Here is a 10,989-nt window from a genome sequence, read left to right as displayed (position 1 = left end):
ACGTTCCTCTCCCTGTCTGGGAGAGTGTCCGAACCTCTTCATCGAAGCAACTCGGAGATGTGGGCCCGGCCTTAGAGGTAGGTTCAGACGCCGACCGTGATGTAGAGCTTCGTAGCTGATTCATCCGGTGCGGAATGGACATCGTCAAGCACAAAATGGCCTGTCGCAGATGACTGCGGCAGTTTTTTTGTGCGTTCGGGGACTTTGGGATCGGCGAAGCCCTTGATCCCAAAGTCCACGGCGACGTTCCTCTCCCTGTCTGGGAGAGTGTCCGAACCTCTTCATCGAAGCAACTCGGAGATGTGGGCCCGGCCTTAGAGGTAGGTTCAGACGCCGACCGTGAAGTAGAGCTTCGTAGCTGATTCGTCCGGTGCGGAATGGACATCGCCAAGCACAGGAGCCTACCATAGGATACGGTAGGCTTATTACTTTTAAAGGGCAATAGATAAAGATCAAATATAAAAAACTAAAGTCAAAAGATCACTCTCCACAGGAGAGTGTGGTAAATCTTCTTAAAGTAGACTCAAGCTGTAGCGATTTGCACCAGTACTTTGATCGTGTTATGGTTGCCATAGATATGAAATTTCGACTGTGGAGGCGATAAGTAATGGCGGCAGATGAACAGATCGTAAGCTTAACTCTGGACAGGTTCAATGAAAGCATGGAATTGTCTCAATTCGCGTTTCAATATAAACGGACACCAGCGGAATTAGAAGACATTAAAGATAACTTCATTCATGAGCCGGGCGATCGCTGGGCCGTACTTATAGATGGTCAATTCGCGGCACAGGCCGTAGTGCTTGATTTGCAGACGTATATCGCGGGACGTCCATTTCGCATGGGCGGAGTTGCCGGAGTAGCGACTTGGCCGGAGTACCGTCGGCAAGGTCTGGTCGGGAAGCTGCTCGTTCATTCCTTGCAGGAAATGAGAGCCAAGGGGCAAACCTTATCGTTCCTGGCCCCGTTTGCCTTCGGGTTCTACCGCAAGTTCGGCTGGGGAACTTATACGGATATCAAAACCTATACCTTACAAGCCAATCAGCTGCCTCCGAGATCGAGCTATCCAGGCAAAATAAGACGAGTATCAGGTTACGACCATGTACAGAATATATATGAAGCTTATGCCAGTCAATTTAACGGATCGCTCCAGCGTACGCCGAGTTGGTGGGAGCGAAGAGTAGCGAAGCGCAAGTCCGGGCAGATCGCTTTATATACCGATGCAGCAGGCAATGGGCAGGGCTATATCATTTATGAGGTGGCGAAAAAAGAGCTTAACATCCATGAGTTTGTATTCCTGAACGAGGAAGCCCGGTCTGCACTATGGAGCTTCATCGGCCAGCATGACTCCATGATTGAGCGTGTAATCGTGAATGTGCCTGCTGACGATATTTTGCCTGACTTGCTGCCAAATCCCAGAATCAAGCAAGAGATTGAACCCTATTTTATGGGGCGGATCGTAGATGTGGAAGCGTTTTTGAAGCTGTATCCATTTGCCGCAGGCGGTGCAGATACGTTGTATCTTCAAGTAACAGATGCACATGCACCATGGAATCAGGATGGCTTTACACTCCGCATTGAAGAGAACGGCGAGGCAAGCATAAGCCGTGATCCGCAAATATTTAAACAGGAGCACGCGCTTCACATCGAGATTGGTGATTTAACCACCCTTATGCTGGGATATCGGTCGGCAGTTCAATTATCGTCTTTGGATCGCATTCATGGTCCGCTTGACAATATGAATCGCTTACATCTCCGTATTCCCGAACGAACGACGTACCTTCCTGATTTTTTCTGAAGATTGGCAAATTTCAGGCAGCTTAAATGCAGGAAAACACGGTATTTATAGGCATGGGACTAGCCTTGACAGCCCCTACCCCCTCTGCTAATATTGCTAATAATATACGACTGAGGCCATGAAAATAAGGGAGGAACATACTCGTGTGGGAAACGAAATTCGCAAAAGAAGGGCTTACGTTCGACGACGTACTGCTTGTTCCGCGCAAATCAGAAGTGCTTCCAAGAGAGGTCAATATCTCTACTCGGTTAAGCGACAGCATCAAGCTCAACATTCCGTTAATTAGCGCAGGCATGGACACCGTTACGGAAGCTGCTTTGGCGATCGCAATTGCTCGTGAAGGCGGTATCGGCATTATCCATAAGAACATGTCCATCGCACAGCAAGCTGAAGAAGTAGACCGCGTGAAGCGTTCGGAAAGCGGCGTTATTACAAATCCGTTCTCCCTTACGCCGTCTCATCATGTGTACGACGCGGAAGAGCTTATGGGCAAATACCGCATCTCCGGTGTGCCTATTGTAGATGAGAACAAGAAGCTGGTAGGCATTCTGACGAACCGCGACCTTCGTTTTGTCCACGATTTCTCCATTAAGATCCATGAAGTCATGACACGTGATAACCTTGTAACGGCTCCGGTCGGTACGACGCTGCAGGAAGCGGAAGGGTTGCTCCAACAGCATAAGATCGAGAAGCTCCCTCTCGTGGACGAAGAGAACACGTTGAAGGGCCTTATTACTATTAAGGATATCGAGAAAGCTATCCAATTCCCGAATGCAGCAAAGGATACGCAAGGCAGACTGCTTTGCGGTGCTGCGGTAGGCATCTCGAAGGATACGATGGACCGCGCCGAAGCGCTCGTGAACGCAGGCATCGACGTGCTTGTCGTGGATTCCGCGCATGGCCATCATATCAATATTCTTGAGGCGGTTCGCAAGCTGCGGAACTCTTATCCTGAGCTGACGATTATCGCTGGCAACGTAGCGACAGGGGAAGCCGCTCGTGATCTGATCGAAGCTGGAGCATCCGTTATCAAAGTGGGTATCGGACCAGGCTCGATCTGTACGACTCGCGTCATCGCCGGTATCGGCGTACCGCAAATTACAGCGATCTACGACTGTGCATCGGTTGCTAGAGAATACAATGTGCCTATTATTGCAGATGGCGGCATCAAATACTCCGGTGATATTACGAAAGCTATCGCTTCCGGCGCAAGCGCGATTATGATCGGCAGCTTGTTCGCTGGTACAGCGGAGAGCCCAGGCGAGACGGAAATTTTCCAAGGCCGCAGCTTTAAGGTATATCGCGGTATGGGTTCCCTTGGCGCAATGAAGGAAGGCAGTAAGGACCGTTACTTCCAAGAGAACGAGAACAAGCTTGTTCCAGAAGGTATCGAAGGCCGCGTTCCTTACAAAGGCCCGCTGGCTGACACAGTTCACCAGTTGCTTGGCGGCTTGCGTGCCGGCATGGGCTATTGCGGTACTTCCTCGCTTGAAGAACTGAAGAACGACACACAATTTGTTCGCATCACAGGCTCCGGTCTTCGTGAGAGCCACCCGCATGACGTTCAAATTACGAAAGAAGCTCCAAACTACTCTCTATAATATAGATGTAGACCCGACAACGGGATATATGCCAGACAGTGATCGGCCGACAGTGGCCGTGACTGTCTGGTTTTTTGATGTTTTATGCAGTGACCATGATCGAATATCCATACAAGCTGCCTTCATGCTTATTCTGGTTTAAAGTAGGTATGGTAATATTTTCAGATCAGCAGTGTTCGAGTCAAGTAGAGGATAGATTCGCTAAAATGATCCGTGATAAATCAGCTGTTACAGTTGATTCTGGTGCAGGTACACACTGACTTTTTAAGCTTGTCGATACGATCTCCAACAAGGTTCAAATACGATTATTTCTATGAAGGATCTCTCATTTCCCGGCAGCTTGAAAGAGGTTTAATTGTAGTGTTCTCCTATGTTACAATTAGGCTTGGACAAATCACTCGGAAAAGGGGAAACGACATTGAAGGTAATGGGAAGACCGGTTCGGTTGTTGTCGGTCATAGCCGCTAGTATGGCATTGTGGTTGGCTGTGTTGTCGTTTGGCGCTACGGGCGCTCTGGCAGTCGGTTTCGATAATCGGCCTAGTACAACAAATTCGCTAGGCTTGGAAGTGAAATCTGCCATCCTCATCGAAGCAGAATCGGGACAGGTGCTATTCGAGGTTAATCCGGATCAGCCGCTGCCGATTGCAAGCATGACCAAGTTGATGACAGAGTATATCGTACTTAAGGAAATCAAAAATGGACGGATGAAATGGGAAGATGTCGTAACGGTACATCCTGTGGCGGCCGATACCGATCGTTCGGAATCGCAAATTTTTCTCGCAGCTGGCGATCAGCATACTGTCCGTGACTTATATATAGCAATGGCAGTTGGTTCAGCCAACGATGCAACAAAGGCATTGGCAATTGAAGTATCCGGCAGTTTGGAAGCTTTTATCGACAAAATGAACGCTACGGCTGATGAACTGGGTTTGAAAACAGCTGTATTCACAAGTGTAACCGGATTTGAGGATACGACCGTGATGTCGGCAGGAGATGTGGTAAGGCTATCCCGTCATATCTTGCTTGAGCACCCCGAATTCCTGGAGTTCTCCAGCATTCAGGATTATAAGTTCCGTGAGCGTGACACTGCTCCGATGATTAACTTCAACTATATGCTTGGCTCGAACGTGAACAAGATTTCGCTTAAGCATCTGGCATATGAAGGTGTAGACGGCATGAAAACCGGGTTTATCAATGCGGCCGGTTATAACTTCACGGGCACGGTCAAGAGAGGCGATTTGCGCTTCATAAGCGTTGTTATGGATACGTCCTCAACGGTTCAGCGCTTCTATGAAACGGCGAAGATGTACAACTATGCATATGCCACATTTGAGAAAAAGACCGTATTGCCGCCAAAATCCGTGGTAGAAACCGTGAAAACGGTGAAGATTAAGAAGAGCAAGCAGAAGAGCGTTCCTGTCGTGACAGACAAGGATATCACGTTCATGGTGATGAAGGGCGCAGAGCCTAAAATCGAAATGAAAGGCTTCGAGCTTGTACCTGAGACCGAGCTCGTAGCGCCGATCGAAGCCGGTACGAAGGTCGGAACCGTGACGTATACGTATGCGGACGAAGCTACGGGTAAGGATCTGGACTATACCGTTAATCTTGTAACGACTGAAGAAGCGGAGAAAGCGGGCTGGTTCCGCTTGTTCTTCCGTGCCATTGGGGACTTCTTCTCGAACTTATTTAATAGCATTCTCGATTTATTCTAATTCCGAGCAATTTACAGGGATTCTAGGCTTGTCGATTACACGCCGTTCCTGTAAAATCAATGGTTAGAACACTACGGTAGGATCAACATTCCAAGGGATGAATAATAGGAGGAACTAAACGATGGAAACAGGTACATCGCGCGTAAAACGCGGTATGGCAGAGATGCAAAAAGGCGGCGTTATCATGGACGTTATGAACGCCGAGCAAGCAAAAGTAGCAGAAGCGGCAGGCGCTACAGCAGTTATGGCCCTTGAGCGCGTTCCTTCGGATATTCGCGCGGCAGGCGGCGTAGCCCGTATGGCTGACCCGACAATCGTAGAGGAAGTTATGAAAGTCGTTTCCATTCCGGTAATGGCGAAAGCACGTATCGGCCACTATGTAGAAGCTAAAGTATTGGAGTCCATGGGCGTAGACTACATCGATGAGAGCGAAGTATTGACGCCAGCGGATGAAATTTTCCATATTAGCAAAAACGAATTTACGATCCCATTCGTATGCGGCGCGAAGGATCTGGGCGAAGCGCTTCGTCGTATCCAAGAAGGCGCAGCGATGCTGCGTACGAAAGGCGAGCCAGGCACAGGCAACATCGTGGAAGCGGTACGCCACCTTCGTCTGATCAACGGCCAAATTCGTAAAATCCAAGGCTTGTCGAAAGACGAGCTGTATAATGAAGCGAAGCTGCTAGGCGTTCCTTACGATCTGCTGCTTGATGTACACCAAACAGGCAAACTGCCAGTCGTTAACTTCGCGGCAGGCGGCGTAGCGACACCTTCCGACGCAGCTCTGATGATGCATCTTGGCGCTGACGGCGTATTCGTAGGCTCCGGTATTTTCAAGTCCGACAGCCCTGAGAAGTTCGCTCGTGCGATCGTGGAAGCGACCACTCATTACCAAGATTACAAGCTGATTGCTGAAGTGTCCAAAAACCTGGGCACGCCGATGAAAGGCATCGAAATTTCGAAGCTGAACGCATCAGAGCGTATGCAAGATCGCGGAATTTAAGAGATCAGATGAGCCGGCCAAGCCTTCGGGGGAGGCCGGTCTTTTAAAAGGATGGCGAATATAACGATGAAGATAGGCGTACTTGCGCTACAAGGCGCGGTAGCAGAGCATATTCGAAGCTTGGAAGCGGCGGGCGCGGAAGCGGTCGCTATTAAGCGTGTAGAGCAGCTGGATGAGCTGCACGGCCTGGTCATCCCAGGCGGCGAGAGTACGACGATTGGCAAGCTGATGCGGAAGTACGGATTTTTGGATGCGATTCGTCAATTTTCGGCTCAAGGCAAGCCTTTATTCGGTACCTGCGCCGGTCTAATCGTCTTGGCTGAACGTATTGAAGGAGATGAGGAAGCTCATCTGAAGCTGATGGACATGACCGTAGCGCGCAATGCCTTCGGACGTCAGCGCGAGAGCTTTGAGACGGATTTGGACGTAAAAGGAATTAACGAGCCAATCCGCGCGGTATTTATCCGTGCGCCGCTTATCAAGGAAGTTGGCGCTGGTGTAGAGGTATTGTCGACGTACAACGATGAGATCGTTACCGCTAGACAGGGAACGCTGCTTGCAGCATCCTACCATCCGGAGCTGACAGATGACTTCCGACTGCATGCTTATTTCCTGGAGATGGTGAAAGAAGCCGCTGCTGCGAAAGCATAAGCATAGCACAGCGCACTTGAACAAAAAATCAACTAATACTCTCACGAGAGAGGGGCCCATAGAAACGTGTTAGACGTAAAATTGCTGCGTACCGAATTTGAAAAGGTGGAGCAGGCGCTGCGCAATCGCGGCGCATCGCTGGACCTCATTGCCGGCTTCCCGGAGCTTGATCAAAAGCGCCGTGAGCTCATTCAAGAAACCGAAACATTGAAAAACCGCCGCAATACGGTATCCCAAGAGGTAGCGAAGCTGAAGAGATCTGGCGGCGACGCAGAGAGCCTTATTGTGGAGATGCGTGAGGTAGGCGACCGGATCAAAGAATTGGACGACCAATTGCGCGAGATGGACGTTCAAGTTGAAGAGCTAACGCTCAATATTCCTAACATTCCGAGCGAAAGCGTACCTGTAGGCGCTTCGGAGGAAGAGAACGTCGAGATTCGCCGAATTGGCGAAGTGCCGACATTCGATTTCGAGCCAAAGGCGCATTATGATGTCGCCCATGAGCTTGGCATTCTGGACTTTGAACGCGCGGCGAAGGTAACGGGTTCTCGCTTTACCTTCTACCGCGGCTTGGGTGCAAGACTCGAGCGCGCACTGATTAGCTTCATGATGGACTTGCATAGCGACCAGCATGGCTATGAAGAGGTTCTGCCGCCATATATCGTCAATCGTGATAGTCTGATCGGCACAGGGCAGCTTCCGAAGTTCGAAGAAGATCTGTTCAAGATCAAAGATACCGATTATTATCTGATCCCGACAGCAGAAGTACCGGTGACGAACATTCATCGCGATGAGATTCTGGATCATGAGCAGCTGCCGGTTAACTTCGTAGCCTACAGCGCTTGCTTCCGCTCCGAGGCGGGTTCGGCTGGCCGTGACACACGCGGTCTTATTCGCCAGCATCAATTCAACAAGGTTGAATTAGTCAAGGTTGTAAAGCCGGAAGACTCTTACGATGAGCTGGAGAAGCTGACGGCTGATGCCGAGAAGGTGCTTCAATTGCTGGGGCTGCCGTACCGTGTCCTGACGCTTTGCACAGGCGACATGGGCTTCACATCGGCGAAGACCTACGATCTGGAAGTATGGATCCCAAGCGCTAATACGTACCGCGAGATCTCCTCATGCTCCAACTTCGAGGACTTCCAGGCACGCCGTGCAGGCATCCGCTTCCGCAGAGAGCCGAAGAGCAAGCCGGAATTCGTGCATACGCTGAACGGCTCAGGGCTTGCAGTAGGCCGTACAGTAGCCGCTATTCTGGAGAACTTCCAGCAAGAGGACGGATCGGTTGTCATTCCAGAGGTTCTGCGTCCATACATGGGCGGCGTTGAGAAGATTGCAGTACGGTAATTCGTAACTGGCAGCAATCCTTCGCTTCCCATGCAAGTATATGCCACAGGTCGAAAATAGCTTGATAATCGTTTTCGACCTGTGGTACAATGAGCTTTGTCACGACTCTGTGACGCATTGATATGTGGAGAGGTACCGAAGCGGTCATAACGGGGCGGTCTTGAAAACCGTTAGGGTGCAAGCCCACATGGGTTCGAATCCCATCCTCTCCGCCAGTTTAACTATAGATCAATTCAACGCCCGAGCGCTGCTGCGCTCGGGCGTTTTTGGTTTGTCGCGAGAATTATATTCTCAAAAATGAACACTCCATCTAAAGAATGATACCTACTTTCCTAAATATAGCGGTGATATGCTAATTAGGCTTGATGGGAAAGTCATGATCATTCTTATGAAGAGGAGTGGTGTCATGCTTAGATTCATCAAATTAGGCTTAAGTTTTTCACTTATTATGCTTTTATTAATGCCTTCGGTATCCGCAGCCGGAGAGTCGGTCGAGGTATGGACAACAAACGAATCACTTAGCAAAGCTTTGACAAGAGAGGCGAATGTGAGTTTTGGTTCAGACAGCGGCTCCGTGCCGCTTACAATTGACGTGAGCGAGAATATTGCTTATCAGCAGATGGACGGGTTCGGCGTGTCTATCACAGATGCTTCGGCGTGGCTGCTGACGTACCAGCTAAGCAATGCCAAGCGAGCAGAAGTGTATGAACGGTTATTCGGCAGCGCGGGCATAGGTCTCAGTCTCCTGCGCCAGACTATCGGAGCCTCCGACTTCAACTGGGAAATCTACAGCTATAATGATACCGCGAACGACCCTAACCTCAATAGCTTCTCCATCGCCCGGGATATGCCCTATATCGTTCCAAGGGTGCAGCAAGCGCTATCCGTTAATCCGCAATTAAAGGTCATGGCTGCCGCATGGAGCCCGCCGGGATGGATGAAAGCCGGCCAAAACCCAAGTGCCACGCATCCGATGAATACCGGATATTTGCAACCCCAATACTATGGAAGCTACGCTAACTATCTGGTGAAGTTTATCCAGGCTTATCAGGCGCAAGGCATTCCGATCTATGCGATAAGCCCGCTTAATGAACCTGGCCTGCAACTCAATCATTACCCTACCACTTATATGTCTGTTACCGACCAAATCAATTTTATTAAAAATAACCTGGGCCCATCCATTCAGCAGGCGGGGCTTAATACGAAAATAATGGGCTACGACTTTAACTGGGACAATACTTCCTTCCCGGATCAGTTGCTTGCCGATCCTGCAGCCAATAGCTATATTGCTGGAACAGCCTACCATCATTATGGCGGGAATCCGTCCGCGATGTCTACGATTCGTGATAAATATCCCACAAAGGATATATGGTTCACGGAGGGCGGCTTCGGCACTTGGAATCCATCCTTTGACAACATGATGTGGGAGCTCATCACCATCCCAAGAAATTGGTCCAAGTCGTTCATCGCCTGGAATCTGGCACTTGATCAGAACAATGGTCCGACCGTGCTCACGAACAGCATTAATCATGGCATGCTGCTTATTCGCAGCGATGGAACCGATCAAGTGACGTATCGCAACCAATATTATGCCATCGGACAATTCAGCAAGTTTGTCGTACCGGGCGCATTCAGAATAGCTTCCCCAACCTATAATAATATGCAGAATGTCGCGTTCAAAAACCCGGATGGTTCCAAGGTCGTTGTCGCTTACAACAATCAGACCTATTCGCAGACCGTTAAGGTGAAATGGGGCAACCAGAGCTTCACTTATCATGTCCCGGCCAAAACAGCTGTTACGTTCAAATGGCACGGCACAGTGGCTGGCGCCAATCCGGTAATCGCAATCAAAGCACAAATCAATCAGCGCTATGTAGCGGCTGAGAACGGCGGCAGCGCGTCCCTGATAGCCAATCGTACTGCTGTAGGCGCGTGGGAGAAATTCGAAAGAATTAATCTCGGCAACAACAATGTAGCGTTTCGCTCCCTGGCGAACGGCAAGTATGTCACCGCGGAGAACGCTGGCAGCAGTCCGTTAATTGCCAGAAGCGATACAATTGGCACCTGGGAGACCTTCCAGCTGTCGAACGTAAGCGGTGGTGTTACGCTACGCTCAGGGGCAAACAATCTGTTTGTCTCGGCGGAGGATGCGGGTGCAAGTCCATTAATAGCGAACCGGGCAACCGCGTCGGGCTGGGAGACGTTCATCCTGGAAACACAGTAGACGCAAGCGGAATGATATTCGTATAAAAAGCACCTCCACATCGCATCTTAACGTTGTGGAGGTGCTACTACTTATGGCGAAATCTGATGAGCTTCGAATTGATCCGCAGCAGCTTGCAGACGCATGGCAGCGTACGCTGCCGGAGACCATCAACAGCTCCGATCGATGCGTGGTGCAGCAGGATGAGGCGGATGACAAGGCACTGCGTGTCACGATACATTCAGCAGGGCATCAAATGTATGAATTTGATTTTAAGGTTACCTATACCGGCAGCCGTGAAGTGGCTGTGGAACTGGTCGATGTGGAGAAGGACAACATTGCCGTGGACGAGCGTACGGATATTATTCAACAATTGATCCAAGATTATAAGAGGCATCTGCATGAATGCGCCCAAGCGCTGCAGCAGCTGACTCATGCGTAAGGGGTGACGAGCATGTCGAAAGCCAAAGGAACAGCGGATAAGAACTTGTCTAATGTCGTAGAAGCGCTGGAGAATGAGCCGGTCAACAGCCATCATGCCCAGCAGCTTCAGCAAGACAAGAACGACCGTCGTCATCAGGACTCGCTGAACTTCGACCAGCCTGTGGATATGAAGAATCAGCGTTAGGCTATTAGGCTCAATAACGGTGAATCAGCATAGACAGGAGGAAT

General features: G+C 50.0%; 10 protein-coding genes and 1 tRNA gene. 10 read left to right on the top strand and 1 reads right to left on the bottom strand.

Translation table 11 applies throughout. The annotated features are described in order from the left end of the window. Positions 1 to 83 precede the first annotated feature (83 nt). Positions 84 to 239 carry a hypothetical protein gene (locus tag ACFVSO_RS28590; RefSeq protein WP_387480110.1) on the bottom strand — a complete coding sequence of 52 codons (156 nt, stop codon included), beginning with the start codon at positions 237 to 239 and terminating at the stop codon, positions 84 to 86. Positions 240 to 607: 368 nt separating this feature from the next. Between ACFVSO_RS28590 and ACFVSO_RS28585 the strand changes: the two genes are divergently transcribed. The 10 genes from ACFVSO_RS28585 to ACFVSO_RS28540 all read left to right on the top strand — a co-directional run bounded on the left by ACFVSO_RS28585 (position 608) and on the right by ACFVSO_RS28540 (position 10,945). Further along, positions 608 to 1,795, top strand: a complete 1,188-nt coding sequence (locus tag ACFVSO_RS28585; protein ID WP_387480109.1) for a GNAT family N-acetyltransferase — start codon at positions 608 to 610, stop codon at positions 1,793 to 1,795. 143 nt (positions 1,796 to 1,938) lie between these two features. After that, complete coding sequence (gene guaB, locus ACFVSO_RS28580) at positions 1,939 to 3,396, top strand: IMP dehydrogenase (protein ID WP_387480108.1); 1,458 nt, start codon at positions 1,939 to 1,941, stop codon at positions 3,394 to 3,396. 427 nt (positions 3,397 to 3,823) lie between these two features. Next, a complete protein-coding gene (locus ACFVSO_RS28575) occupies positions 3,824 to 5,113 on the top strand; it encodes a D-alanyl-D-alanine carboxypeptidase family protein (protein WP_387480111.1) in 1,290 nt (429 codons plus the stop codon). Between the two features lie 121 nt (positions 5,114 to 5,234). Then, positions 5,235 to 6,116 carry a pyridoxal 5'-phosphate synthase lyase subunit PdxS gene (gene pdxS, locus ACFVSO_RS28570; protein WP_387480107.1) on the top strand — a complete coding sequence of 294 codons (882 nt, stop codon included), beginning with the start codon at positions 5,235 to 5,237 and terminating at the stop codon, positions 6,114 to 6,116. A 66-nt stretch (positions 6,117 to 6,182) separates the two neighbouring features. After that, complete coding sequence (gene pdxT, locus ACFVSO_RS28565) at positions 6,183 to 6,767, top strand: pyridoxal 5'-phosphate synthase glutaminase subunit PdxT (RefSeq protein ID WP_387480106.1); 585 nt, start codon at positions 6,183 to 6,185, stop codon at positions 6,765 to 6,767. A gap of 66 nt (positions 6,768 to 6,833) precedes the next feature. Next, the gene (gene serS / locus ACFVSO_RS28560; RefSeq protein ID WP_387480105.1) at positions 6,834 to 8,114 is read left to right on the top strand and encodes a serine--tRNA ligase; all 1,281 of its coding nucleotides are present in this window, start codon (positions 6,834 to 6,836) and stop codon (positions 8,112 to 8,114) included. Positions 8,115 to 8,240: 126 nt separating this feature from the next. Next, positions 8,241 to 8,329: transfer RNA gene (locus ACFVSO_RS28555), tRNA-Ser, on the top strand. 191 nt (positions 8,330 to 8,520) lie between these two features. After that, positions 8,521 to 10,338 carry a glycoside hydrolase family 30 beta sandwich domain-containing protein gene (locus tag ACFVSO_RS28550; protein ID WP_387480104.1) on the top strand — a complete coding sequence of 606 codons (1,818 nt, stop codon included), beginning with the start codon at positions 8,521 to 8,523 and terminating at the stop codon, positions 10,336 to 10,338. A gap of 73 nt (positions 10,339 to 10,411) precedes the next feature. After that, positions 10,412 to 10,759, top strand: coding sequence for a hypothetical protein (locus ACFVSO_RS28545; protein WP_387480103.1), 348 nt, complete (start codon positions 10,412 to 10,414; stop codon positions 10,757 to 10,759). A gap of 12 nt (positions 10,760 to 10,771) precedes the next feature. Further along, a complete protein-coding gene (locus ACFVSO_RS28540) occupies positions 10,772 to 10,945 on the top strand; it encodes a hypothetical protein (protein ID WP_387480102.1) in 174 nt (57 codons plus the stop codon). Positions 10,946 to 10,989 lie beyond the last annotated feature (44 nt).

The organism is Paenibacillus sp. NPDC057967 (assembly GCF_042887015.1).
Lineage (GTDB): Bacteria > Bacillota > Bacilli > Paenibacillales > Paenibacillaceae > Pristimantibacillus.
The sequence above is the reverse complement of the archived record's forward strand: the minus strand, read 5'-3'. Positions and strand labels throughout refer to the sequence as shown.

What these genes read in the sequence shown, in the direction of transcription:
- ACFVSO_RS28585 (WP_387480109.1), top strand. Translation starts at nt 608, where the DNA reads ATGGCGGCAGATGAACAGATCGTAAGCTTAACTCTGGACAGGTTCAAT.
- ACFVSO_RS28575 (WP_387480111.1), top strand. Translation starts at nt 3,824, where the DNA reads ATGGGAAGACCGGTTCGGTTGTTGTCGGTCATAGCCGCTAGTATGGCA.
- pdxS (WP_387480107.1), top strand. Translation starts at nt 5,235, where the DNA reads ATGGAAACAGGTACATCGCGCGTAAAACGCGGTATGGCAGAGATGCAA.
- pdxT (WP_387480106.1), top strand. Translation starts at nt 6,183, where the DNA reads ATGAAGATAGGCGTACTTGCGCTACAAGGCGCGGTAGCAGAGCATATT.
- ACFVSO_RS28550 (WP_387480104.1), top strand. Translation starts at nt 8,521, where the DNA reads ATGCTTAGATTCATCAAATTAGGCTTAAGTTTTTCACTTATTATGCTT.
- ACFVSO_RS28545 (WP_387480103.1), top strand. Translation starts at nt 10,412, where the DNA reads ATGGCGAAATCTGATGAGCTTCGAATTGATCCGCAGCAGCTTGCAGAC.
- ACFVSO_RS28540 (WP_387480102.1), top strand. Translation starts at nt 10,772, where the DNA reads ATGTCGAAAGCCAAAGGAACAGCGGATAAGAACTTGTCTAATGTCGTA.